The sequence below is a fragment of the Advenella mandrilli genome (assembly GCF_016595155.1).
Classification (GTDB): Bacteria; Pseudomonadota; Gammaproteobacteria; order Burkholderiales; family Burkholderiaceae_B; genus Advenella; species Advenella mandrilli.
The window spans coordinates 84,507-109,108 of sequence record NZ_JAENGP010000008.1; the positions used below are offsets into that span (position 1 = coordinate 84,507).

Here is a 24,602-nt window from a genome sequence, read left to right on the forward strand (position 1 = left end):
AGCATTACATGCATAAACCCCAAAAACCGGTGCTGAATTTTCCGGTTTTTGGGGTTTTTCTATGGGTAAAGCCGGCCATTAAGCAGGCATGCAAACCTGGGGGAACTTGTTAATTAATGGCTTGTTCCAATACAGACCAGACATTTTCCGCCATGGTTTTTTGTGCGGACTCATTGGGATGAATGCCATCGTCCTGATACATGCTTTTATCCAGCGCAAAATTCTCAAACAGGAAGGGTACCAGCAGGGCTTTTTGTTTTTGTGCCACCTGGGCAAACATATCCTTGAATTGCTGCGAATACACTGGCCCAAAGTTGGGTGGAATTTGCATGCCCACAATGACCACTTTGGCCTGTGCCTGTTTGCTTAATTCGCTCATTTTTTCAAGATTGTTTGTAGAGTCGGCTAGGGACAGGCCACGCAAAGCGTCATTCGCGCCCAGTTCCACAATGACCACAGCAGGGTTGTGCCGGGTTAATAAGGCTGGTAAGCGGCTAAGGCCGCCACTGGTAGTATCGCCGCTAATACTGGCATTGACTATTTCATAATTGTCATAATCACCCAGAAATTCGGATTTAATTATTTCTACCCAACCCTTGCCCCTTTCAATGCCATATTCTGCTGATAAACTGTCTCCTATAACCAGTATTGTCTTGTTATTGGTGCTTTGCGCATGAGCGAACTGAAAGGTGGCGCTAGATATAAACAGCGTCAGACATAATTTGAGTAGTTGATTTATGAAAAACATATTAGCCCTGGAAGTAAATGGTCTGAATAAAATGGTGGAAGATGCCAATGGCCCGCTTCGTATTTTAGAGGATATTTCCTTTTTACTTGAAAAAGGTAAGACACTGGCCATTACCGGAAGTTCTGGATCTGGTAAATCTACTTTGCTGGGTATTCTGGCCGGTCTTGATGTGCCTAGTCAAGGTAGTGTGCACTTGATGGGGCAGGACCTGTTTGTGCTGGATGAAGACCAGCGTGCCCAGTTACGGGCCTATCATGTGGGATTTGTGTTCCAGTCTTTTCAGTTGCTGCCTAATCTAACCGCCCTGGAAAATGTCATGTTGCCACTGGAATTACAGGGCAAGCTCGCCAAAGAGGCTGCCTGGGCCATGTTAGAGCGCGTGGGTCTTGCCGAGCGATCCCATCATTACCCTAAAACCTTATCTGGTGGAGAGCGTCAGCGTGTTGCCCTGGCGCGGGCTTTTGTGGTTGAACCCGCCATATTATTTGCCGATGAACCGACCGGAAGCCTGGATGCAACAACCGGTGCCCATATTATGGACTTAATGTTTGCGTTGCATCAGGAAAAAAGAAGTACCCTGGTACTGGTTACCCACGATACGGTCCTTGCCAGCCGTTGCCAGCAACAGCTGGTATTACAGGCGGGCAGGGTGCAAAATACCAGCCTTAACCTTTGATCCTGATAATCCTGGTTACCTGTGGTACGTGCCGCATTAGCCGGATAACCCGGGCTAAATGCTTGCGGTCATCTACCTGAATGGTAATTTGGATGGTGGCGGTTTCAAGGGCTTCTTCATTCATGGACATTTGAATGATATTGGAGTCGGCCGTGGCAATTTGTGCGGCGATGCGTCCCAAAACCCCTTTTTCACTCTTGATGGTAATTTCAAGGCGGGTAGGCAGGTGCTTGGTGGTTTCCTGGTCCCAGCTAACTGAAGATACCCAGCGTTCCGGTTCACGTGTGCGCTGGCGATGTGCGACGGGGCAGTCTTCGGTGTGAACGACCAGGCCATGGCCAGGACGGATACAGGCAATTAGTGTGTCACCGGGAATTGGGCGGCAGCAACTGGCTAGCTGCGCAGCCTGACCTTCGTTGCCCTGAATGAAAATAGTACCTGTTTTGGCCACTGATATTTCATCAATCACTGCGGCACTGGTTGCTACAATTTCGTTGTCGATAAGGAAGCGGCGGGCAACGACAGCGGCCAGACGACGTCCCAGGCCAATATCGGCCAAAATTTCATCAACCGAATGGGCGCCGGTGCTTTTGGCCAGTTTTTCCCATTGCGGATCATCTTTGGGCGGCATTGGGATTTTTAGTTCTTGCAGGGCATGCAAGAGCTGCTTCTCGCCAAACTGAATGGATTCGCTGTATTTGACTGTTTTCAGGTAATGCCGGATTTCAGAGCGTGCCTTGCCAGTGCGGACATAGTTAAGCCATTGGGCACTGGGTACGGATGCCGGAGAAGTAATGATTTCGATCCGGTCGCCACTGTTGAGTTCTGTTTTGAGGGGAACAAACTCACCATTGATTTTGGCGGAAACAGCATGGTTGCCGATATCTGTGTGGATGAGATAAGCAAAATCAATGGGTGTTGCACCGCGTGGCAAAGAGATAATCTTGCCTTTGGGTGTAAGTACATAAACCGCATCGGGGAACAGGTCTACCTTGACGTGTTCAAGAAACTCGCCCGAGTCGCCAGTTTGGCTTTGGATATCCAGCAACGATTGCAACCAGCGATGGGTTTGTTTTTGCAGGTCGTTTAACGAAACATCGTCATTTTTGTACATCCAGTGAGAGGCCACGCCTTTTTCGGCAATGTGGTCCATGTCACGGGTACGTATCTGGAATTCGATGGGGGTACCATAAGGGCCCACCAGGGTGGTATGCAAAGACTGGTAGCCGTTAAGCTTGGGAATGGCAATATAGTCTTTGAACTTGCCCGGTACCGGGCGATACAGCTGATGAATGACGCCCAGGGCCAGATAGCATTCGGCCAGGGTGTGTACGATAATCCGGAAGCCGTAGATATCCAGCACATCGGAAAAGGATTTTTTTTGTTCACGCATTTTTTTATAAATGCTGAACAGGGATTTCTCACGACCGGAAATCTCGGCTTCGATACCTTGTGCAGGTAAGGCGGCCGTGATGTTGTCGGTGATTTTGGTAAGGACTTCACGACGATTGCCGCGTGCAGCCATGACCGCTTTGTGCAGGACCGAATAACGGTTGGGCGAGCTGGCCACAAAACATAAATCCTGGAGTTCGCGGACCAGGGAGTTAAGCCCCAGCCGGTGCGCGATAGGGGTGTAAATTTCAAGTGTTTCGTTAGCAACGCGCCGGCGTTTGGCGGGGTCTACCGCATCCAGGGTGCGCATATTGTGCAGGCGGTCGGCCAGCTTGATTAAAATAACGCGAACGTCTTTGGCCATGGCCAACAGCATTTTACGGAAGCTTTCCGCCTGCTGTTCGGCCTTGGTGGCAAAATTGAGCTTTTCTAGCTTGGTAAGGCCATCAACCAGATTGGCAACATCGGGGTTGAATTTTTCAGCCAGTTCGGCCTTTAGAACGCCCTGGTCTTCGATCACGTCGTGCAACAGGGCTGCCATTAGGGCATTGACGTCAAGCTTCCAGCCAGCACATATTTCGGTAACCGCAATGGGGTGGGTAATATAGGGCGCGCCACTGGAACGAAATTGCCCTAAATGGGCCTGGTCCGCAAAGCGGTAGGCTTCACGTACCTTTTCGATATCTTTGTTGTCCATGTAGCTGGACAGCATTTCGGTAAGCGTGGCTAATGTGGCAATGGGAGGATCATTAACCGGTGCGGTTTTACCTGAAGCAAGTTGCACCGATTCAAGCGGTTTGGCGGATTTTTTCTGTTTTCTTTTAAAGGGCGAGCCTGCACGCAGTGCATGCAAAATCGTGGATGATGCGCCTTTAATCCCTTTAAAAGTCATAGTGTATTAATCCTTGCTGATAAGTGCTTCAGGTGGGTACTTTACGCAACATTTCAAGACCCGTTACACCGCTGGCGATTTCGCGCAAGGCAATAACGGTTGGTTTGTCTTTGTCGCTTTCAATGCGTGGCTCGTGACCCTGGGCCAGTTCGCGTGCGCGGTAAGTGGCCGCCAGCGTCAGGCTAAAGCGGTTTGGAATCTGTTTTAAGCAGTCTTCAACGGTAATACGTGCCATTTGATAACCTGAAAAATATTGGAAAAAATGATAGTGGGCCTACTGGGAAGAGGCTTTTGAAATACCCAGATCGGCGAATAGCTTTTCGTGTCTTGCAGCTTGCGCTGTATAGCGTAAACGAGCCGTAGCAATAATTTGCTTCAGCTCATGAAGGGCGACCTCGAAATCATTGTTAATGATAACATATTCACACTCTGGCGCGTGCGCAATTTCGCTGCCGGCCGCTAATAAGCGACGGGCAATTACGTCTGGTTCATCTTGACCGCGACGGGTTAACCTGACTCTCAGTTCTTCAATCGAGGGGGGCAAAATAAAGATGTCGGTGACATCGGAAAACTGCTGTCTTACCTGACGGGCGCCTTGCCAGTCGATTTCCAGCAAAATATCCTTGCCATCTGCTATGGCCTTCTTGATCAGGGTTTTGGGTGTGCCGTAAAAGTTGCCGTGCACCTCTGCCCATTCCAACAAGTCATCGTTTTTTTTAAGTGCCTGGAATTCTTCCACACTGATGAAATGATATTCACGCCCGTTTTCCTCACCCGGTCTGGGGGGACGGGTTGTGCAGGAAACAGATAGTTCAATACCGGTATCTTCTTTCAGAAGGGCATTGACCAGGCTGGATTTTCCGGCACCGCTGGGAGCGATAATCATAAATACATTACCGGGATATTTCTTCATGGTGACGAGTCCATTTTTTTAGAAGTAGCAAGGATAACAAAAAATTAAGTGCTATTAATAAATAAACAGAAAAAAGTCCGCGTTAAATACCCTCAAGTGGTGCCAGCCCGCTTCATTCTTGGTAGCATATGCCAAATAAAACACATTGGAGAATATAACAATGAGCATTTCAAACCATAAAGTGGCGGTGGTAACGGGAGCGGGCTCCGGTATTGGCAGGGCGGTTGCTCTGGAATTGCTAAGTGCGGGTTATCGGGTGGTGTTGGCAGGAAGACGGCAGGACGTGCTGGAAGAAACTCGCACCGCAGCCGGACTGGATGCGGTCAGGGCTCTGGTGATTCCTACGGACGTCACCAGGGAAAACGAGGTGAAAGCCTTGTTTGAACAAACCCAGCGCGAATATGGCCGGGTGGATGTGTTATTCAATAACGCTGGAAAAAGTGGTGCAGCGGTACCCATTGACGAGTTTTCGGCCCAGGAATGGCGTGAGATTGTGGATGTGAACCTGACCGGCATGTTCCTGTGTGCCCAGGCCGCTTTTCATGTGATGCGCTACCAGGAGCCGCAAGGGGGCCGGATCATTAATAACGGTTCTATCTCAGCCACGGCACCACGCCCCATGTCGATTGCCTATACCGCCACCAAGCATGCCGTTACCGGCCTGACCAAAAGCATTTCGCTGGACGGCCGTGCCTATAATATTGCCTGCGGCCAGATAGATATTGGCAATGCCGGCACCGATATGACGGAAAGAATGAAGAAAGGCATTTTGCAGGCCAATGGTGAAATCATGCCCGAGCCGATTATGGACGTGGCGCATGTGGCCCAAACCGTTCGTACCATGGCTGATTTCCCGCTGGAAACCAACGTGCAGTTTGTGACGATTATGGCCACGAAGATGCCGTTTGTGGGGCGTGGGTGATTGTGCGTATTTCTCATAATAATATTCTTAGAGCATCATGAATTAATTTTTTATAAATGTTCAACTAAATTCCAAATATATGACAAATTAACGTATTAATTGAAAGGATAAAAATGGGCTTGAAAGAAAAGCTAGAAAAATTTATGAAGGCGTGGGTTCAAGCTACAAAAGAACCATTTGCAGGGCATGCTTTAGCTAGTTTTTTTAGACAAGATTTTAAAGAAGATATTGAAACTTTAGTTAATAATTTTGGATCTGGTTTTCAGCTTAAAGCAAGTGTTGGTGCAGGAAACTGGGCAAATATTCCTTGGTTATCTATTTTGAATCCAAATATGACTTCTACTACTCAAGAAGGTATTTACCCCGTTTTTTTGTTTAGGGCTGATGGTTCTGGTTTTTATTTATCCTTGAATCAAGGAACGACGAATCCAATTAAAAAATTGGGACATAAGGCAGCTGAAGAAAAGTCTCAAAAAATTATTTCAATTGTTTTGGAAAATAACCCAAGATTAAAAAATTGGGGAGTGCAAGATATTGATTTAAGAGCTAGTACTGATTTGGGTAAATCCTATGAAAAATCAAATATATCTGCAAAATTATATGAGGTGGATAGTTTGCCTAATGATGAGGTATTGCAACATGATCTTGAAGAACTATTGTCTTTTTACAATCAAATCGAATCGATTGATATTGAGTCAAAGTTAAGAAAAGAAAAAATGTATATATCTACTAAAAATAAAGAAAATATTAATAGGATGTTTTTTTTATCAAAACCCTTTCTTCTTTTAGCAGGTATCTCAGGAACAGGTAAAACTCGCTTTGTACGCGAACAGGCTAAATCAACGGGATCATTGAATGAAACCTATTGTTTGATTCCTGTGCGCCCAGATTGGCATGAGCCCAGTGATTTACTCGGTTATATTTCGCGTTTAAATGGTAAAGAGAAATATATTACAACTGATGTTTTAAAATTTATTGTAAAAGCATGGAAGGCATTAGTCGATGCAGGTTTTGAACTTGGTGAACAGATCTCAGGTAAAAATGGAAAATGCCTTGTAGTATCAGGCAAGCGAGATGCTTTAAGTGGTGTTTTGCCTTATTGGCTGTGTTTGGATGAAATGAATTTGGCTCCTGTAGAACAGTATTTTTCTGATTATTTGTCTATTTTGGAAACCAGGGAGTGGAATTGGGAAGGTGATTCTTTTACTTATTTAAGTGATTCTTTGTTAAAGGCTACTACAATAGAGCAGGTAGCAGACCAGAATCAATTGAGGCAAGAGCTTAAGATTGATGATGGTAAATATGACTCAATCTGGGAACTGTTTCTGAAGTACGGTATAGGTATTCCCTTTAACCTGATTGTTGCTGGCACGGTAAATATGGATGAAACCACGCATGGATTTTCACGTAAGGTGATCGATCGGGCTCTGAGCTTTGATTTTGGCGAGTTTTTTCCTAATAATTTTGATGATTTTTTTGAGCCGACTACTCAGAATAAAACTCTTTACTATCCTGTAATATCACATGCTAATTTGGATGCTTTGGCCACTACACACGATAGTGACGGTCAGAAATCCATTCGTTTTTTGAAAGCGGTAAATGAAGTATTAGATAACACACCCTTTAAACTGGCTTATCGGGCACTGAATGAGTTGTTGTTAGCTGTTGTTTCTTATAACCCCCAAAATGAACTTGAGTTAGGGGCGGTATGGGATGATTTCCTGATGTGTAAAGTGCTTCCACGGATTGAAGGTGATTTCGATAAATTGGGTGGTGAGAGTTCGATTTTGGATTGTCTGATCGAAAAACTTGGCAACGAATTTCGTCAATTCTGGGAGCTATCAGAGGCAGATCCAGGTGCTCGCCCAGATTTGTATCGTGAAAAAAATGATGGATCTGGAGACGTTATTCGCATTGCATGTCGTAGCAAAAAAAAGCTTGAGTGGATGAAAAAGCGTTTGGATGGTTCTGGCTTTACAAGTTTTTGGCCGTAATTGGAGCATTAGCGGAGAAGGCGAGTACTATGCTGGAATTATTACGCTTGGGAACAGAACGATTTGAATTTTCCGTTTGGTGCAATGATATTACTAAACGCCAACAAGTTTATCAAACTATGCTTGCTAATCGTAGGAAGGCAGCTCATTCGATTCAAACCCTAACTGGTCAATCCTCGTTTAACTTTACAGAAGTAACTACTACAGAAAGCGGTCTGGAAAGAAAATCAATCATCCGTTTTGATCCGGTTCTTATGCTAAGAGAGCCTGTACTGATAAAAGGCAAAAAGGTTTCAGATGCTGGCAGTCAACTGCTAGATTTATTGTTGGATGAACCTTTGTTTTTTGAAAATATACAGTATCAGTTTGAATGGATATTTTTTGATGCTGTTGAGGATGCCTATTTAACGCATCGAAGTGCATTGTTAAATGATGGATTTCGGTTTGCCAAGGAAAAAAAAGGATTAATTCCTGCCCGTCTTACGGGAACTATCAATACTGGTAATGACGTGGGTTGGATGAAGTTACCTCTTGAATATATCGTGGATGGAAAAGTTGTTAAATCCAGCATTGCATTTGAGGTTTTGCCAACTAAAATGGATTTACATCATGATTTGCCCGCTATGTATCGTGTTATTGATAAAAATTTTCCGCTTTGGCGTTTTGGTTTGGCAGGTAAAACGGGCCAAGATGCCTCAAAAGGTAAGCACCGTGGAAATTTTCCTCTGATGTGGCTGGCAAATTTTTCTCAGATGAGAGTGCGCTTTGAAAAGGGGCTTAAAGTAATTGCACAAGCACCACATAGCCGTTTGCAAACTCATGAAATGTATACCCGTGCAGACAGGCTTAAAGGACGTATTTTGCATAAGCTGGGTGTTAAGGTTTTGGAGGATATTGCTAATGGTCGATATGATAGGCGTTATAAAGTAAGCAAGAAAAGGCTTGATGTAAATACACCGGAAAACAGGTTTATTAAGAATGTGATCCTGGAATGTAAAAAAAAACTGAGCAAGTTTGAAAAGAAAATCCGCAACCACAATCAAAAAACAGAAAATAAGCAACGTGTTTCTGAAGCGTTTATTTCTGAGTTAGGCCAATGGCAGCAACCCTTGCAAAAAATGCTTGAACAAGGTTTTTTAAAAGATGTTGGTAGGTTTGCAGGGCTTAATGGTGAATCATTAGTTTTACAACAAAAAACCGGTTATAGCGAAGTTTATAAAGTTTGGAATGAACTGAGGTTTTATTTAGATGCATTTGCAAACCAAACTGAAATATCAATGAAGTCGGTGGCTGAAATTTATGAGATATGGTGTTTCCTTACTCTTAAACAGATTCTTGAGGAACAGCTTGGTTTTAAAATAAGCTGTTCAAAAAAACAGGTTTTAAAACTTAATAATTTTTTTGAGTACCAGTTTAAAGACGGCTTAGCCGGTGCATTTGAATTTGAGCGTGGTGATGGGTTGCGGGCAAGGTTGGCGCATGAACCGAAATTCACTAAAAATAGTGGCGATATTCGTACCTTTGTTGTTAATCAAGAACCGGATATCGTCTTGGAAGTTACTTTTCCATGGCCAAGCAAAAAAAGTTTTGTATGGCTGTTTGATGCCAAATACCGTATTAAATCTGATCAAAGTGAGACAGAAGATGTTGAAAAAACGGATTTTGTGCCTGATGACGCAATTAACCAAATGCATAGGTACCGTGATGCTTTAATTCGTATTTCTAAAAGCTATAAGAGTCGTCCAGTATTCGGGGCTTTTGCCCTTTACCCCGGTTACTTTGATCAAGAAAGCACACAAAACCCTTATCAAGAGGCTATTACGGAAATTGGTATTGGAGCTTTTGCTTTGTTACCAAACATGGCAGGAGGTAGTGATGGCAACATTTGGCTTCTGGAGTTTTTGAAAGACCAGATTGGAGGAAATCCCGCAAAAGGCGTTAATAATCTTGAGGCTTTGTCTGACCAATTATATATGCAGGAGGCTGCCAGGATACCTTATTCTGGAATGCAGCAGTCGCTTTATCAGGACCTGATCATGACGGCTGCATTGGGCGCGGAGGAAGGTAGAGCAAAAGAGTATTTTGAGGCTTTTGAAAAAGGTACTGCGAAATGGTTTCATCTTCCTGAAAAGACATTTTTGAGTGAGTATAAACAACATATTATTAATGAAATTTTGTATTTGGCGTTGGCGGATACACCTGAAGAAAATCCTGGTTTTAAAAAAATTAACAAGCTTTGGCCTATAAAAAAAGTGAGTCTTGTTGCCCGCTCAGATATTAATGTGGAACAAGCCGGAAAGCTGGTATTCAAAAATGAATTGTATTATTTGTTTGAATTAGGAAAACCGTTATATTTAAAATTTTCTGTCAATGGAATCAAAAATAGTCCGTATCGAGCGACCATGAAATTGACAACATTGGGTAAGTTGGAAAAGACTAGGATATTCAGTGAACTAGGGACGGTTTATCCTGAAGCTGTAGTTGGTTGATGTTGCATGATGCGGGTAAGCGGAAAATGTAGCAATTGTGGCCATGCCAGAAGCACCCGTGGATAAATATCAAGGCTTTGTAACGAGGCAATACTATATCAGGTTTGCCTGGAAGATCTTTCACATGAAGTCGGTAACGGAAGCCACGGGCAAACAACGCTTTTCTAATCAGGATTTCGATCTTGGTGTTTTTGCTATGAATGCCGGACATTAAGCGGCTCCGGCTGGCCTTGTCCATGATATCTGTCATGATGGATTCGTATGTGATCGTCCCTTGTTTTTTTCGGCAGGTTTTAAAATCCCTGACGTTTGTAAATAACAGTTATTTAGGGAAGGAGGCAGTCATATCGTTATAAAGTCATGATTTTTATACCATGGTTTTCTCATAATGACCATTAACAAATAAACCAAAGATGAATACAATCGAACGATGGGATTCGTGAATTTTGGTGAGGTTGAGTATATTTCACACACAGGGTCCCAACCCATGAATATCACCTGGCGTTTAAAAACACCAATGCCACCATTTATGTGGCACCAAGCTGCTAAGCTGGCAGTGGGTTAGATGGATGTGAAAATGATTAATGTGAACAGCTGCAAAAATCAAACAGTACAAAGCAACTTAAAATGAAAATTGGACGAAATGACCCATGCCCGTGCGGCAGTGGAAAAAAATATAAACATTGTTGTATTGATAATGCCCCAAAGCCTCATGCGCAACTGGTTGACAGTCTTGAGCAGGCGCTGGCCATGAATCCAAACTTGAGTCTGGATGAATTAAATGCCCTGATCCAGCACAAAACAATGCAACAAAACAATCAGCCCAGGGCCGAGTTTTGTGGTCTTTCATCTAACCAACTGGCTAACTGGATGAATGCGCCGTTTAATGAGCTGGAATTGCTCACCATTCGTACGCCAGACGATTTATCGGGCAGTCCTGTGATGCGTTATCTGGAATTGATTTTAGATGAAGCCATGGAGCAGGATGGATCTTTTAAAGCAACTGCTAAAGGAAACTTGCCGGCGAAATTGGTAAAAAAAGCTAGCGAATTGTTGCCTGAGTTTGCCATTGCCGAATTTGAAACGGAACCCAGTATTAGTGATTACGTGGGCAGTAACGAAGATAAATTTGATGCCCTGCATTACACACGCATATTGGCCGATCTTGCCGGCATTATTTATTTAAGAAAAGGGCGTTATCACATTAAAAAAACGGTACAAAAACAGCATCAAACGCAGGGTATCAACGCTTTTTTCCTGCCTATGCTGGAAGTCGCTGCCACCAAATTCAACTGGAACTACATGGATGGGTTTGATGATAATGTTGACCTGCGGCCATTTTGGTTATTTATGTTATGGCGGCTGCAAAGTCGTGGTGCTATTAACCAAATGATTAAAGAGGTGTGCACCGCCTTTCCTATGTTGGTGAGTCAGTTTCCACCCAATGAGTTTGGTACGCCTGAAGCGTACTTGGGCATTTGCATTAAATCACGCTTTATTAAGCGTTTTTTGGAATTTTGGGGATTTATTACCAGAAATCCAGGACGCTTTTCCGGAAAGGAACGTTTGCCAGGAAAGGGCGGCATACAGCCTTTATTGATGCAAACGTTTCATTTCGAGGTGAAGTAGTTGGCTTATCAATCCAGACTGATATTCGCTTTCTGAATCAATCCCTTATAAGTCTCCTCTTTCTGATCCAGGCGTTGTCCCAATTCGCTTAATGGCCAGGTTAGCGGGTCAAAAGCGAAAGAGTCAAAGCGTTTAACCACTTCAGGATTAGACAGCACCTTGGCTACATCGGCCTGGATTTTGTCACGTACGGCTTCTGGAATGCCTTTGGGGGCTAGCAGGGAGACGATAGAGTTGACATCCAGTTCGGCTGGGCCGCCGGCCTCAGCAACCGTAGGCACATCAGGGAACAGGGGGTGGCGTTTGGGGGCGGCAATGGCAAGGTAACGCAGTTTGCCGCTGTCATAGACCGGACGGGTGGAAGGAATCGTGCCATAGGCCCAGTCTACTTCGCTGTTGGCAACGGCCGTATATAGCTGGCTGACTTCCTTGTAGGGAATATGCAGCATTTTTGTGTTAGTGAGCGAGTCTATCCATTCACCTCCCAGGTGGCCGGGGCTGCCTACAAACCAGGAACCGTAGGTGACGTTATCGGGTTTGGTTTTGGCAGCGTCAATAAGGTCTGTCATGTTTTTCCAGGGGGATTTATCGCTCACGGCAATCATGAAAGGCGTGTAAAACAAAGAGGCTACCAGTTCAAACTTTTCACGTGGGTAGTAGTTGCGCGATTTGTACAGGTGTGGCAGGGCAGAAACATGCTCGCTATCCAGTTGCAGTAAAGAATAACCATCGGCAGGGCGCTTGCTAACGGCTTCCAGCGCAATGAAGCCACCACCACCGGGACGGTTTTCTACAATCACCGGTTGGCCCCAGATTTTGCCCAGCTCCTGGCTTAGTATGCGCAAGACGACATCCGGGCCACTCCCTACTGAAAATGCGCTGTACAGGGTAACTGTTTTTTGTGGAAAGTCGGTGTTGGCCTGGGCGGCATTGCCAATGCAGGCAAAAGATAAAGCAGCGACAATTAGCGTGGTTTTCTTGAAAAATAACATGGGGTCTCCTGAGGCCAAAATTTATAAATACTTGTCATTAAAGTGGATTTTTGTAATGTGGTGACATGTTTCTTTTTTTATGGGCCGCTTTATAACAATATGGGATTGCTTGGGCGGTTATCTTGATAGGGAATATGTCTGCCTGCTGTTTTAAGCTGATTTTTATAAAACACTATTATGGATGAATGGCGATACAATTTGAAATGAAATTTAATTGTCTGCCATAGCAAAAAGTATATGGCTGAAAAGAATTGCTTTGCTATTTACCGCAGTTCCATGTAAATCGGGTTTGCACAACTGGCGCTCATCAGGCAGGTTTTAGGTTGGAAAATTTGATTTTTTGAGTTAGCGCTCAATCCAGCGGCTGGCCAAATCCAACAAGCCAGTCGCCAGTGTGTGGCAGCCCTTAAATTAATTATTTATTCTAATTATTTATTCAATATTCTGCGCCTGTTCGCGCAATTGCTCTATATACAGCTTCAGGTTTATCACGGCCTGGGTAATTTCCAAAGAGCTGGATTTTGAACCTAGCGTATTCACCTCCCGGTTCATTTCCTGAAACAGGAAGTCAAACCGTTTGCCAGTGCTTTGTTTGCTGTTGGTGTTGCCATTCAGCAGCAACTGCAGTTCTTTAATATGGGAACGCAGGCGGGTAATCTCTTCTTCTACATCAATGCGCAATGAAAACAGGGCCGATTCACTGGCGATGCGGGCCGACAGTTCTTCGCCGCTTAAGTGCTGCAAACCATTGGGGCAGGCAGCGTCAAGGGCTTCCTGCAGTTTTGTGGCCAGTTTCGTGCGGTATTCGGCATGTACGTCGGGCAGAAGGGTTTCAACGGTATTAACAATGTCCGTCATAGCGACGGCGTAAGATCGCATGGCACTGGCAAGCCGTTCGCCTTCGCGTTGGCGGGCGATAATAAACTCTTCAATGGCCAGTCGGGCGGTTTCCAGGCATTGTTTGTGCCAGTCGGTCGCCAAGTCAGGTTTGGCTTTCTGGCTGGGCCAATTAAGCAGGTCTGTCAATAGGGGGGCTTCGGTGTCGGGAATGACAACACGAACGTCTGCCAGCAGGGTGGCAATGTTTTGCAATAATGCCGGGTCAACAGAAAGGGCACTTGCGCCCTGGTTTTTAATAAAGGAAACCCGCGCTTCCAGTTTTCCGCGATTGATTTTGCCGGTTAACAATTCACGCAAGCCGTTTTCGGTTTGTCGCAGTTCATCGGGAATGCGGAAGTTCAAATCCAGATAACGGCTGTTTACGCTTTTCAGTTCTACGGTAATGGTACCCAATTCCGACTCGGTTTGTGCGCTGCCAAAAGCAGTCATGCTTTGAATCATAAATATTTCCAAAGGATAGGTTGGTGAATTTTTTGCTGTGCTATGTTAATGCACATTGGATAATAAAGAAACGCTAAAGAAATGCCCATTTTCCAATGCCCACATACTACAATGTTACCAACGTAAATTATATAGGTGAAAGCATGCCAGGCAATGATCTGACAATAGACTTCAAACGACCTTCGGACAGGGAACCCAATGGCTTGCGAAATGTGCAGGTTGAGCGTTCCTATACGCCTTATGCCGAAGGTTCTGTTTTGATTAAAATGGGTAACACGCATGTGCTGTGCAATGCCAGTGTGCTGGACAAGGTTCCCCCTTTTTTGAAAGGGCAGGGAAAAGGTTGGGTCACGGCCGAGTACGGTATGCTGCCCAGGTCTACCCATACCCGTAGCGACCGCGAAGCGGCACGCGGCAAGCAAAGTGGCCGTACCCAGGAAATTCAGCGTCTTATTGGCCGTAGCCTGCGTGCCATTATCGATCTTGAAAAGCTGGGCGAGCGTACTATTCATCTTGATTGTGATGTGATTCAGGCCGATGGCGGCACCCGTTGTGCCAGTATTACCGGTGCCTGGATTGCCCTGGCTGATGCGGTTTCACACCTGCTTAAAACCGGGCAAATACCGGAAAACCCGCTTAAAGACCGGGTGGCCGCCATTTCTGTGGGCATGTACAAGGGCTATCCTGTGCTGGATCTTGATTATGAAGAAGATTCCAGTTGCGATGCCGACATGAATATCGTTATGACAGGTAGTGGCCAGTTTGTCGAGGTGCAGGGCACGGCCGAAGGGCTGGCTTTCAGCCGTCAGGAACTGGATAGCCTGCTTATGCTGGCCGAGAAAGGCATTGCCAGTTTGTTGCGGGTTCAGCAAGATGCCTGGCCGGTTGAATAAGTAGGTTGAATAAGTATTTAGTGAATTAAAAACGGGAATTGTTGTGGTAAGTTTCAAGGGAAAAGTGGTACTGGCCTCTAATAACCAGGGTAAGCTGAAAGAGTTCAAAGCATTGTTTGAACCATTGGGAATAACGCTGGTTCCCCAAGGAGAGCTGGGCGTGCCCGAGGCCGAAGAGCCTTTTGATACGTTTGTTGAAAATGCCCTGGCCAAGGCACGCCACGCCAGCAAGTGTACCGGCCTGCCTGCTATTGCCGATGATTCCGGTTTAACGGTTAACGCCCTGGGTGGTGCGCCGGGTGTGCTGTCAGCCCGTTACGCCACCTTGTTTGGGGAAGAGAAATCAGACCAGAACAATAACCTGCGTTTGCTTAAAGAGCTGGCCAATCAAAGCGATCGTTCTGCTGCTTATATTGCCTTGCTGGTTTTTGTGCGGTCTGAGGCCGACCCATGCCCCATTATTGCCCAAGGGGTCTGGAAAGGTGAAATAGCCACCCAGGCGGCCGGCAGTAACGGTTTTGGCTATGACCCGTATTTTTATCTGCCCGAACTGGGTTGTACAGCGGCCGAGTTGGCACCCGAAGTAAAGAACCGGCAAAGTCATCGGGCAATTGCCTTGAAAAAACTGCTTGCCGAACTGCAGGCTTAAATTAGCACATCATGAAAGAAATTATTCCTGTTTTTCCCGAGCTTTCCCGCACCAGGAAACAGGTGGGTGGGATGGCCAATCGGGCCATTTCATTTACCCAGGGCTTGCCGCCGCTGTCTTTGTACATTCATGTGCCCTGGTGTGTAAAAAAATGCCCTTATTGCGATTTCAATTCGCATGCGCAAAAGGGCGAGTTGCCCGAAGATCGCTACTTAAATGCCCTGGCGGCTGATCTTGAACAAACCCTGCCTCTTATATGGGGGCGGCAAATTCATACGGTGTTTATCGGTGGCGGTACGCCCAGCCTGCTTTCCGCACAAGCGGTGGAACGCATGATGTCCATGCTGCGTAATTATTTAAATATCTGGCCCGATACCGAAGTAACCCTGGAAGCCAATCCGGGCACGGCCGAGGCCTTGCGCTTTAAGCAATATGCCGAAGCAGGTATTAATCGCATTTCACTGGGCATACAAAGCTTTGATGATACGGCCTTGGGTATATTGGGACGGATTCATGACAGCCGCCAGGCTATTGAAGCGATTGAAATCGCCCAAAAGGCGGTAAACCGCGTCAATCTTGACCTGATGTATGCCTTGCCCGGCCAAACGCTGGCGTCCTGTAGAAAAGATCTTGAGATGGCCTTGTCTTTTGGTACAGAGCACCTGTCTTTGTATCACTTAACCATGGAGCCCAATACGATTTTTGCCAAGTATCCGCCGGCGGGCCTGCCCGATGACGATACCAGTGCCGCTTTGCAAGACATGCTTATAGAGCTAACCGCTGCAAAGGGGTTTGAACAATATGAAGTATCCGCTTATGCGCGCCCCGGGGCAATGGCAAAACATAATGTGAATTACTGGGAGTTTGGTGATTACATTGGTATTGGTCCCGGCGCACATGGAAAGCTTAGTTTTCATGACCGGATAGTGCGCACGGCAAAAGTACGCAACCCCGATTCCTGGATGGAAAAGGCGCTGTTGCAAGATGGCTCTCATCTGGCTGAAGAGCGCGAATTGGATAGCACTGAATTGCCGTTTGAATTCATGCTTAACGCGCTGCGCCTGAAAAATGGCGTGCCGGTATCCTGTTATGAAGAACGCACCAGCCTGTCGCTGGCAGGCATAAGCCGGCAACTTGAACAGGCGCTTAATAAGGGTTTGTTAGATGCCGATCCCATGCGTATCAAGGCCTCACCGCTTGGCTGGCGTTTTCTGAATGATTTGCAGGGTATATTCCTGTAACGCACCAATATGACGCATTCCGTTTCATTTGCACCAATCTGGTGCTAAAAATTTCTGTATTGATACCTTAAGATGCTGCGATAATAATGTAATTGGCAAATAATCGTGCACAAACAATTGGCACGATTATTGCTTTACTTATATCGAATGGCCTGAAAGGCTTGCTATTACGATTTCCCTGGAGAAAACATGACAACCCCACAAGATATCCTGAGATTGATGAGTGAACGTGAAGTCACATTTGTTGATTTCCGCTTTACTGATACGCTTGGTAAAGAGCATCACATGACTGTTCCTTCCAAAATGGTTGATGAAGAAAAGTTTGAGTCTGGACAGGCCTTTGACGGTTCTTCAATTGCCGGCTGGAAAGGCATTGAAGCCTCGGATATGCTGCTGATTCCCGATGCCAATACGGCCCGTCTTGATCCGTTTCGTGAAGAGCCAACCCTTATTCTGACCTGCGATGTGGTTGAACCTTCCGATCTCAAGGGCTATGAGCGTGACCCCCGTTCTTTGGCCAAACGGGCCGAGGCTTATCTGAAAGCCAGTGGTCTGGGAGACACCGCTTATTTTGGTCCCGAGCCCGAGTTTTTTGTATTTGACGGGGTTACCTGGACAGATGATATGTCCGGCTGCTCATATAAAATAAAATCTGATGAGGCCTACTGGTCACGCAGTGAAGAGTCAGAGCATGGCAATCATGGCCATCGTCCCCGCGTTAAAGGGGGTTATGTCCCTGTTTCACCGGTAGACTCTTTTGCCGATATGCGCTCTGAAATGTGTGTCTTGCTAGAGCAGCAAGGTGTGCCGGTAGAAATCCATCACCACGAAGTGGCCGGTGCCGGGCAGCTTGAAATTGGGACCAAATTCAGTACCTTGGTAGAGCGTGCCGACTGGAACCAGATTATGAAATATACCATTCATAACGTTGCCCATGTTTATGGTAAAACCGCCACTTTCATGCCCAAACCAGTGGTGGGTGATAACGGCTCAGGCATGCATGTCCACCAGTCTATCTGGAAAGATGGCCAAAACCTGTTTGCCGGTAACGGTTACGCGGGCTTGTCTGAGTTTGCCCTGTACTACATTGGCGGTATTATCAAACATGCCCGCGCGCTAAATGCCATTACCAATCCGGGTACAAACTCGTACAAGCGTCTGGTCCCTCATTACGAGGCACCGGTAAAGCTGGCTTATTCTGCACGTAACCGTTCTGCCTCTATCCGTATTCCTTATGTGGGCAATCCCAAGGCACGTCGTGTAGAAGCCCGTTTCCCTGATCCATTGGCTAACCCGTACCTGGCGTTTTCTGCCTTGATGATGGCAGGCCTGGACGGTGTTCAGAACAAGACTCATCCAGGCGATCCGGCCGATAAAAACCTGTACGATTTGCCACCTGAAGAGGATAAAAAAATCCCAACCGTGGCAGCGTCGCTGGAAGAAGCCCTGGCTGCCCTGGATACCGATCGTGAGTTCCTGACACGCGGTGGGGTGTTCAGCAATGAAATGCTGGATGCCTATCTGGAATTGAAAATGCAGGAAGTGACCCGTTTACGTATGACCACTCACCCGGCTGAGTTCGATATGTATTATTCGCTGTAAGCACACAAATAGCTAACAGAGTATGACAGGAGAGGAAATACACATGAACGGGTTTTCTCCTGTCACGTTTCAAGACTGCAAGGCATTTGATCTGCTTGCCACGGCTGTTTTCATGTTAGACCAGGATGGCATGATCCGGTGGGTGAACAATGCAGGCCAACATTTGCTGGAACGCTCAAGTCGGTCTTTGGAAGGTTTGGCTGCCTGGCGGCTGTTTGAAGATGAACATGCGTTTGAGCATGCTTTTGAGGCCATTTTGAATGGGGAATTCAGTTCATTTGGTTTGATGGGTGGTCTGCTTAAAAATCAGGGGCAAGAAAAATTGCTGGTTAGCGCCACTTTGCAAAGGCTTTACCAGCAGGCCTGGTGCGTGATTCTTGAGGTGCGTGAAATTGAACAGCACACGCTGGCCGAGCGCAATGAACGCTTGATCAAAGAGCTGGAAATTCATCAGGAAACCTTTCGTAATCTGGGTCACGAGGTTAAAAACCCCCTGGGAGGACTAAGAGGGGCCGCGCAGTTACTAGAGATGGAGCTGTCTGATCCTGCCTTGCAGGAATACACACAGGTCATTATTGCCGAGGCCGACCGCCTGCAGGAGCTGGTTGATCGACTGATCAGGCCGGGGCAGGATAATCTGTTTTTGTCTGTTATTAATATCCACGAGGTGTGTGAGCGTGTGTATGCCTTGCTGAAAGCAGAGTATCGCGATGATATTACGATTGTGCGTGATTACGATGCCTCGGTACCTAATATGAAAGCGGATATGGCCAAGCTGCTTCAGGCCTATCTTAATATCGGCAGAAATGCTGCCCAGTCATTACTGTCCGTAAAAAACAAGGACAAGCTTTCCATTACCTTAAGAACCCGCATCCTTAACCGGCACTTACTATTGAATAAAATGCACCGCCTGGTGTTGGTGGCGTCGGTGATTGATAATGGTGCCGGTGTGCCAGAAGCGCTACACGATCGCATTTTTCATCCGTTGGTTACGGGACGGGCTGATGGAACCGGACTGGGGCTAAGCCTGGCACAGGAGTATGTTCGCCAGCATGGCGGGCTGATCGAATTTGATTCGGTGCCGGGCAAAACAGAATTCAGGATATTGCTACCATTGGAAGCCGCATGAAAAAAGTATGGGTTATTGATGATGACCAGGCCATTCGCTGGGTACTGGACAAGGCTTTGCAAAAGGCGGACGTGCAAGCCCGTTGCTTCGAGCGGGTAGACGACTTGTTGCTAGCCCTGCAAACCGAGCGCCCGAATGTTCTGCTTACCGATATCCGGATGCCGGATATGTCGGGTCTTGAGTTGCTTCAGCGGGTCAAGCAACAATATCCCGATCTTAATGTGATCGTCATGACGGCATTCACTGATCTGGATAGCACCGTCAGTGCGTTTCAAGGGGGCGCTTTTGACTATTTGGTCAAGCCTTTTGATATCAATGAAGCGCTGGCCCTGATTGCGCGCGCGGTTGAGCAGGGGGGGCAGCACCCAGCCGATGTCGATGCCAATGCTCCAATCGTTGAGAGTGACTCTGTTGATAAGATGATGAGCAAGTCGTCTTCCCGGTCAATGCAGGATATTTTTCGGGCTATTGGCAGGCTGGCACCATCCAAAGTAACCGTGTTAATTACTGGGGAGTCGGGCACCGGCAAAGAGTTGATTGCCCGAGCCTTGCATAAGCATGGCGTACGTGCACACAAACCATTTGTGGCGCTAAATGCGGCTGCGATCCCGAAGGATTTACTGGAAGCGGAATTGTTTGGTCATGAGCGGGGGGCGTTTACGGGGGCCAGCCATTTGCGACGGGGGCGTTTTGAAGAAGCTAACGGGGGTACCCTGTTTTTAGATGAAATTGGCGATATGCCACTGGATTTGCAAACCCGTCTGTTGCGGGTATTGGCCGAAGGCAGTTTTTACCGGATCGGGGGTACCCAGCCGGTTAATGTGGATGTACGTATTATTGCCGCTACCCACCAGCCACTGGAAACCCGGGTGGCGCAGGGTAGTTTCCGCGAAGATCTTTTTCATCGTCTTAATGTTATTCGCCTGCGTGTGCCGCCTTTGCGAGAGCGAAAAGAAGATATTCCCCCATTGGTGAAACATTTTCTTCGGCTTGCTGCGGCCAGTTTGGGGGTCAGTGCCAAACGCTTAAGTCCGCAAGCCATGCGGGTGCTGCAAGATTTTGATTTTCCGGGTAATGTCAGGCAACTGGAAAATTTCTGTCACTGGCTAACGGTCATGTCGCCTGCCAATGTCATTGAACAATCAGATTTGCCTCCCGAGCTGTTAAACGGCCTGGTGTTTGATTCATCTACCGGTCACGCTTCGGGGTATGCCGTTCAGGCAGAACCTTTCAGTGAGGCTTGCATGCCTTCCCCTGAAGTTGCTGCACATCCTTTAGTGGATAAGGCCAACACGATGACCGCTTCCTTGCCAGAGCAGGCGGCAGCAAACTGGCAGCAGCTTTTAGAAAAAGAGGTGCAGGCACAACTGGCGCAGGATGCTTCGGACATTATGGATAAGCTGACTGCCGAGTTTGAAAAAATCGCTTTAAGCACTACGCTGGCTTATTGTCACGGGCATCGTACCGAGGCAGCTACTCGTTTGGGCATTGGCCGTAATACGATTACCCGCAAGCTGAAGGCGCTGGGGCTTGATGACGACTAACGGTGTGTATTAGCGCATAAAAGCCTGCTCACGCAAGCTGGCCAGGCTGTCGCGACGCACGAAGTCACTTACTTCTTTGCTGTTGGGATTATTGATCAGCTCGTTGGGGGTAGACCATTGCAAGAGCTTGCCATTACTCATAATGCCGATTTTATCGGCAATCGCAAAGGCTTCGGCTTGATTATGGGTTACTAAAATAGCACTAAGCTTGTTTTCTTTCAGGATTTCCCGCACCTCGAAGGCCAGTCTTTCACGGCTGTCGGTGTCCAGGTTGGAAAATGGCTCATCCAGCAACAGGATTTTTGGAGAAGGGGCAATGGCACGAGCCAGTGCAACCCGCTGTTGTTGCCCACCCGACAGTTCATGCGGGTAACGTTTGCGGGTGTCAGACAGGTTGATTAAGCTAAGCATTTCGGCTGTCCGGCTTTTAATATAAGCCTTGTCTTTGTTTTTCAGGCCAAAAGCAATGTTTTGTTCAATGGTTAAATGCGGAAATAAGGCATAGTCCTGAAACATCATGCCAATATGACGATTTTCTGGTTCTACCATTTTGCCTGGGGCGGACAACACCATATTGGCCAGTTTTATTTCACCTTCATAAACTGGTTCAAAGCCGGCAATAGACCTTAGGACGGTTGTTTTCCCACACCCAGAAGGGCCCAGCAAACAGCCAATCTCACCTTCTTGCAAGGAAAGGGAAAAATTCTCAACCACGACCTTCAGTTGTTTTTGTTGCGGGTAGGCCAGTTTGATTTTATCCAGAACGAGAAGCTGATTCATAGGTTTTAATAGTTGGATTTTAGTTGTGATTTGGCCAGTATGATAACCGGCAACAGCCCTGCCAGAACGATGATAAGCGCTGCAATGGCACCTTCTTCATAAGTACCTCGGGCTGCTTCGGCATAAAGCCAGGTCGACAGGGTTTCAAAATTCAGGGGGCGCAGCAATAAGGTGGCAGAAAGTTCTTTCATGGCATCTACAAATATAAGCAGAGATGCGGCACCAATGGCTGGCTTAAGCAAGGGAAGGTGAATCTTGAAAAAGGTTTTTCGTGACGTGTGGCCCAGGATACGGGAGGCATTTTCAAGGGAAGGGGGAATACGTGAAAGCCCGGCTTCTATGCCACCCACGGAAATGGCCAGGAAGCGGATGACATACGCAATGATAATGCCGCTCATGCTACCCATGATATAGAGCTGTGGTGGCAGTTGGAACAGGAAGGACAAGCTATCGGAAATGAAGGTATCTATGATGGCATAGGGCGTTAACAGGCCAATGGCCAGTACCGTGCCGGGAATGGCATAACCCAGGCTGCTGGCTCGCACAATAAATTTTCCCATTCTAAAAAAACGCGGATTTCGCACGACCCATGCAATTAACAGGCCACATGCCACCGTAATGAAGGTAGCGATGGCCGCAACCGTGATCGTGTTGAAGGTGCCTCTGATCAGGTCATCGGAAACCGTCCCCACCGCTTCCAGGCGTTTTATGCTTTCTGCAATGAGATAAATGGCCGGTATGATAAAACCGCAAATAACCGGAAACCAGCCTAAAGCCATAGCGATAAGTGCTTGCATGCCACGCAGTTTTTGTGGCTGGATAGGATGCATGCGTTGTGTGTTCGCATAGCGCTGATGGCGCCGTCCGTGGCGCTCAAGCCAGATTAAGGTGGTAACCACAATGAGCATGAAAATAGCAATTTGCGCGGCACCTGCCAGGTTGGAGCGCGATATCCAGGTGGTGTAAACCGAAACAGTAAGCGTCTGGATACCCAGAAACTCGGAAGCCCCGATGTCATTCAGGGTTTCTAGCAGGGCCAGGCTAATGCCCACTGCAATAGCAGGGCGGGCCATGGGAATGACCACCCGGAAGAATGCTTCGCGACGGGTACAGCCCAGTGTGCGGGCGGCTTCCATCAGGTTGGCAGCCTGTGTCATAAACATGACGCGGGTACTTAAATAGACATAGGGGTACAGGACAAAGCCAAGCAAAACAATGGCACCGCCCATAGAACGGATATCTGGCAGGCGGAACTGGCGTGGCGAGGTGTAGCCAAGCAGGTCGCGAATAATAGACTGTACGGGCCCCAGGGGATGCATGACATCAAGATAGGCAAAAGCCATGATGTAGGTAGGCACGGCCAGCGGTAGCAGCAAGGCCCACATGAGTATGGAACGGGTTGGAAACTGGTATGCGGTGGTTAACCAGGCACTACCCGTGCCCAGGCAGGCAACAACAATGGCAACACCAACCAGCAGCACCAGTGTATTGCCCAGAGAATTTGGAATGACGTTTTGCAGCAATCCGTTCCAGTGTTCGAAGTTACCGGAAAAGGCGTGCCATAACAACGTTAACACGGGGGCCAGCACACAGAGGGCAACACCAAGAACAAGATAGGTCGAAGCATTGAACGATTGTGTTTTTTTTAATGGTGGTTGTTGCAGGGTGTTTTCTGACATGCTTTTAGTAATAGTAAAGGGCGATACGTATGTAACGCATCGCCCTTATTGTAAATCAGTTATGGGCTTAGTTGTCAAAACCCACTTTATCCACCAATTCGCTGGCCTGTTTACGGAATTTTGCAATTTCAGTGACCGGAAGGCTGTCCACCTTCAGTTCACCAATCGCGGTCATGACCGGGTCCATTTCAACCCCTTTACGAATCGGGTATTCGTAATTGGTTTTTGAATAAAGCTGTTGGGCCTGATCAGAGACCAGATACTCTAGAAACTTGACCGCATTTTCATGGTTGGGCGAGTATTTGGCAATAGCTGCACCAGTAATGTTAACGTGCGTACCGCTGTCTTCAGGGGTGGCAAAGGTGGGGCGAATGACCTTGATGGCTTCTCCCCATTGGTATTGTTCACTGCCGGGCTCGGCGTTTTTCATGCGTCCTACATAATAGGCATTGCCAATACCAATATCGCAAATGCCGCCCAGGATGTCACGGGCCACTTCACGGTCGCCACCAGCTGCCTTGCGGGCCAGGTTGTTTTTTACCCCTTTAAGCCATTCTTCGGTTTTCTCGGGGCCGTTGTGGGCAATCATGGCCGCGATCAGGCTGGTGTTGTAAGGATGCTGGCCAGAGCGAATGCAGATTTTGTTTTTCCATTTGGGGTCGGCCAGGTCTTCGTAGGTGAAGGTTTCCAGGTTTAGTTCTTTGGCCGCATAAAGAACCCGGTCGCGTAGTGAAAAAGCAAACCATGTATTGTCGGCAGCGCGCAGGTTTTCCGGGATAATTTCTTTTAATGTTTTTGAGTCAACCGGTTGTACCAAATCCTGGTCTACAACATCCAGCAGCCTGCCAATATCGACGGTCATTAAAACGTCAGCCGGAGAACGCTCGCCTTCAGACTTGATACGCTCAGGTAAACCGTCCTTAATAAAAACCGTATTGGTTTTGATGCCGGTATCTTTTTCAAAGGCTTCCAGAATAGGTTGAATGAGCCGGGGTTCACGGGTGGTGTAAAGATTGACTTCACCAGCAGCAAGGGCAGACATACTGATTGTCATGGCACTCATTGTGAATAAGCTTTTTTTCAATATTGTGTTTCTG

The 24,602-nt window shown here is 47.0% G+C and carries 20 protein-coding genes and 1 pseudogene; 11 read left to right on the forward strand and 10 right to left on the reverse strand.

Annotated features, from left to right (window positions below; all coding sequences use genetic code 11):
* Positions 1–109: 109 nt before the first annotated feature.
* Positions 110–748, reverse strand: a complete 639-nt coding sequence (locus JHL22_RS08015; RefSeq protein ID WP_200235773.1) for an arylesterase — start codon at positions 746–748, stop codon at positions 110–112.
* Here JHL22_RS08015 and JHL22_RS08020 point away from each other — a divergent pair.
* Entirely contained in the window at positions 738–1,424 is a 687-nt protein-coding gene (locus JHL22_RS08020; RefSeq protein ID WP_200235775.1) for an ABC transporter ATP-binding protein, read from the forward strand. The genes JHL22_RS08015 and JHL22_RS08020 overlap by 11 nt on opposite strands.
* Here the strand turns inward: JHL22_RS08020 and JHL22_RS08025 are convergent.
* The 3 genes from JHL22_RS08025 to gmk all read right to left on the reverse strand — a co-directional run bounded on the left by JHL22_RS08025 (position 1,414) and on the right by gmk (position 4,621).
* A complete protein-coding gene (locus tag JHL22_RS08025) occupies positions 1,414–3,528 on the reverse strand; it encodes a RelA/SpoT family protein (RefSeq protein ID WP_407926768.1) in 2,115 nt (704 codons plus the stop codon). The genes JHL22_RS08020 and JHL22_RS08025 overlap by 11 nt on opposite strands.
* Before the next feature lie 208 nt (positions 3,529–3,736).
* The gene (gene rpoZ / locus JHL22_RS08030; protein WP_200235779.1) at positions 3,737–3,943 is read right to left on the reverse strand and encodes a DNA-directed RNA polymerase subunit omega; all 207 of its coding nucleotides are present in this window, start codon (positions 3,941–3,943) and stop codon (positions 3,737–3,739) included.
* A 39-nt stretch (positions 3,944–3,982) separates the two neighbouring features.
* On the reverse strand, positions 3,983–4,621 hold the full coding sequence (gene gmk, locus JHL22_RS08035; RefSeq protein WP_200235781.1) for a guanylate kinase: 639 nt from the start codon (positions 4,619–4,621) through the stop codon (positions 3,983–3,985).
* A gap of 160 nt (positions 4,622–4,781) precedes the next feature.
* Between gmk and JHL22_RS08040 the strand changes: the two genes are divergently transcribed.
* The 3 genes from JHL22_RS08040 to JHL22_RS08050 all read left to right on the forward strand — a co-directional run bounded on the left by JHL22_RS08040 (position 4,782) and on the right by JHL22_RS08050 (position 10,026).
* On the forward strand, positions 4,782–5,543 hold the full coding sequence (locus JHL22_RS08040; protein ID WP_200235783.1) for an SDR family oxidoreductase: 762 nt from the start codon (positions 4,782–4,784) through the stop codon (positions 5,541–5,543).
* 113 nt (positions 5,544–5,656) lie between these two features.
* Positions 5,657–7,537: an MrcB family domain-containing protein gene (locus tag JHL22_RS08045; protein WP_200235785.1), complete on the forward strand. Its 1,881-nt coding sequence runs from the start codon at positions 5,657–5,659 to the stop codon at positions 7,535–7,537.
* Positions 7,486–10,026, forward strand: coding sequence for a DUF2357 domain-containing protein (locus tag JHL22_RS08050; protein ID WP_200235787.1), 2,541 nt, complete (start codon positions 7,486–7,488; stop codon positions 10,024–10,026). Before JHL22_RS08045 ends, JHL22_RS08050 begins: the two co-directional genes overlap by 52 nt.
* 13 nt (positions 10,027–10,039) lie before the next feature.
* Here JHL22_RS08050 and JHL22_RS08055 read toward each other — a convergent pair.
* A pseudogene (locus JHL22_RS08055) lies at positions 10,040–10,276 on the reverse strand (very short patch repair endonuclease); the annotation flags it as partial.
* A 377-nt stretch (positions 10,277–10,653) separates the two neighbouring features.
* On the opposite strand from JHL22_RS08055, the gene JHL22_RS15945 reads away from it, so the two are divergent.
* Positions 10,654–11,655: a YecA family protein gene (locus JHL22_RS15945; protein WP_234041194.1), complete on the forward strand. Its 1,002-nt coding sequence runs from the start codon at positions 10,654–10,656 to the stop codon at positions 11,653–11,655.
* A gap of 8 nt (positions 11,656–11,663) precedes the next feature.
* Here JHL22_RS15945 and JHL22_RS08065 read toward each other — a convergent pair whose 3' ends face one another.
* Positions 11,664–12,647, reverse strand: coding sequence for a Bug family tripartite tricarboxylate transporter substrate binding protein (locus JHL22_RS08065; protein WP_200235792.1), 984 nt, complete (start codon positions 12,645–12,647; stop codon positions 11,664–11,666).
* 432 nt (positions 12,648–13,079) lie between these two features.
* The gene (locus JHL22_RS08070; protein ID WP_200235793.1) at positions 13,080–13,988 is read right to left on the reverse strand and encodes a YicC/YloC family endoribonuclease; all 909 of its coding nucleotides are present in this window, start codon (positions 13,986–13,988) and stop codon (positions 13,080–13,082) included.
* 143 nt (positions 13,989–14,131) lie between these two features.
* Here JHL22_RS08070 and rph point away from each other — a divergent pair, with 143 nt between their 5' ends.
* The 6 genes from rph (at position 14,132) to ntrC (ending at position 21,046) form a co-directional block, all read left to right on the forward strand.
* Positions 14,132–14,881, forward strand: a complete 750-nt coding sequence (rph, locus tag JHL22_RS08075) for a ribonuclease PH (protein ID WP_200235795.1) — start codon at positions 14,132–14,134, stop codon at positions 14,879–14,881.
* Between the two features lie 43 nt (positions 14,882–14,924).
* Entirely contained in the window at positions 14,925–15,530 is a 606-nt protein-coding gene (gene rdgB / locus JHL22_RS08080; protein WP_407926767.1) for an RdgB/HAM1 family non-canonical purine NTP pyrophosphatase, read from the forward strand.
* A gap of 71 nt (positions 15,531–15,601) precedes the next feature.
* Positions 15,602–16,771 carry a radical SAM family heme chaperone HemW gene (hemW, locus tag JHL22_RS08085; protein WP_234041204.1) on the forward strand — a complete coding sequence of 390 codons (1,170 nt, stop codon included), beginning with the start codon at positions 15,602–15,604 and terminating at the stop codon, positions 16,769–16,771.
* 189 nt (positions 16,772–16,960) lie between these two features.
* Positions 16,961–18,373 carry a type I glutamate--ammonia ligase gene (gene glnA, locus JHL22_RS08090; RefSeq protein WP_200235799.1) on the forward strand — a complete coding sequence of 471 codons (1,413 nt, stop codon included), beginning with the start codon at positions 16,961–16,963 and terminating at the stop codon, positions 18,371–18,373.
* Positions 18,374–18,416: 43 nt separating this feature from the next.
* A complete protein-coding gene (glnL, locus tag JHL22_RS08095) occupies positions 18,417–19,502 on the forward strand; it encodes a nitrogen regulation protein NR(II) (protein WP_200235801.1) in 1,086 nt (361 codons plus the stop codon).
* A complete protein-coding gene (gene ntrC, locus JHL22_RS08100; RefSeq protein WP_200235803.1) occupies positions 19,499–21,046 on the forward strand; it encodes a nitrogen regulation protein NR(I) in 1,548 nt (515 codons plus the stop codon). Before glnL ends, ntrC begins: the two co-directional genes overlap by 4 nt.
* A gap of 9 nt (positions 21,047–21,055) precedes the next feature.
* On the opposite strand, the gene JHL22_RS08105 is transcribed toward ntrC, so the two are convergent.
* The 3 genes from JHL22_RS08105 to JHL22_RS08115 all read right to left on the reverse strand — a co-directional run bounded on the left by JHL22_RS08105 (position 21,056) and on the right by JHL22_RS08115 (position 24,568).
* Positions 21,056–21,826 (reverse strand): ABC transporter ATP-binding protein, encoded by a 771-nt coding sequence (locus JHL22_RS08105; protein ID WP_200235805.1) that lies wholly within the window; start codon positions 21,824–21,826, stop codon positions 21,056–21,058.
* A 5-nt stretch (positions 21,827–21,831) separates the two neighbouring features.
* On the reverse strand, positions 21,832–23,505 hold the full coding sequence (locus JHL22_RS08110; RefSeq protein WP_200235807.1) for an ABC transporter permease: 1,674 nt from the start codon (positions 23,503–23,505) through the stop codon (positions 21,832–21,834).
* Between the two features lie 67 nt (positions 23,506–23,572).
* On the reverse strand, positions 23,573–24,568 hold the full coding sequence (locus JHL22_RS08115) for a Fe(3+) ABC transporter substrate-binding protein (RefSeq protein ID WP_234041195.1): 996 nt from the start codon (positions 24,566–24,568) through the stop codon (positions 23,573–23,575).
* Positions 24,569–24,602: the final 34 nt, after the last annotated feature.